This window comes from Bartonella sp. TT121SHDZB (assembly GCF_042193415.1).
In the GTDB taxonomy this organism is placed as follows: domain Bacteria; phylum Pseudomonadota; class Alphaproteobacteria; order Rhizobiales; family Rhizobiaceae; genus Bartonella.
In genome coordinates this window covers 1-593 of record NZ_JBHILR010000075.1, presented here as the reverse complement: position 1 = coordinate 593, position 593 = coordinate 1, and the positions used below count along the sequence as shown (strand labels likewise).

The following is a 593-nucleotide window of genomic DNA, read 5'->3' as shown; positions in this document are numbered from 1 at the left end:
GCAGCGTTATTTTCAATAATCTTTACAACGGTATCGTTTTCATAAACCTCACAATTTATGGGAACCCAATATAAATCACTATGTCTTTTTAATCTTGCATTGCCATATACATTACCTCTAATCACGAAATAACCAGAGATTTTCGCATTACCATAAACAGAGCCATAAACATCAGTATGACATCCCACGCTAGCATTCCCATAAACCTTGCCATAAATTTTAGCAGCGCCACTGATAACAGCATGATCATAAACTACCGCCTTGCTATGAATACGAGCATTTCCTGATAATTTTGCATTGCCATAAACCCGCGCCTGATGATAAACCCAAGCATTATAAGAAAGATGCGCATTGTCATAAACATGAGCATTTGCATAAACGCGGGCACGGTCACATACATGGGCATTGCCATAAACACTACCCATTATAATAGCGTTATTAAAAACCTTGGCATTTTCATAAATATGGGCAGGATTTAAAACAAGAGCATTATCGTAAACCCAGCAATTGCCATCATGAGAGAGGTTACTTTCATTTTCAATAAAACCACCCAAGGCACCAGCCTTAACATCGTCAAAATCCCTTAATGCTTG

The 593-nt window shown here is 38.1% G+C and carries 1 protein-coding gene; it reads right to left on the bottom strand.

Annotated features, from left to right (window positions below):
- Positions 1-593, bottom strand: a 593-nt coding sequence (locus ACFIKI_RS08570) for a hypothetical protein (protein ID WP_375666802.1), incomplete at both ends; no start/stop codon positions are given.